General features: G+C 37.8%; 1 pseudogene. It reads right to left on the bottom strand.

Going from position 1 to position 278, the window contains the following annotated elements:
- Positions 1-109 (bottom strand): annotated as a pseudogene (locus SB658_RS23485) (polysaccharide deacetylase family protein); the annotation flags it as partial.
- Positions 110-278: the final 169 nt, after the last annotated feature.

Below are 278 nucleotides of genomic sequence, written 5' to 3'. Positions count from 1 at the left end.
ATCCCATTATGACGATTACCAGAAGCAGTCCGCACAAAACTGCTAAACTCGTAAGTTTAAAAGCCAATGAAAACAGAGAAGGGGAAGCACCTTCTTTTGTGTTGCGCATAACAATCTCTCCAGTAGCATAAGTTTCTGCATAATGCCGATAACAGCGGAGGCTTGCGAAGTGCCATAAGTTAACAGCATATGTATGTCGAATCAAGTATACAGGAACAAAACTGGAAAAGACATAGAAAAGATGTCGAATAATAAGATTTTAAGAAAAAAATAAACTC

This window comes from Bacillus sp. SIMBA_008 (assembly GCF_046535495.1).
In the GTDB taxonomy this organism is placed as follows: Bacteria; Bacillota; Bacilli; order Bacillales; family Bacillaceae; genus Bacillus; species Bacillus subtilis.
The sequence above is the reverse complement of the archived record's forward strand: the minus strand, read 5'-3'. Positions and strand labels throughout refer to the sequence as shown.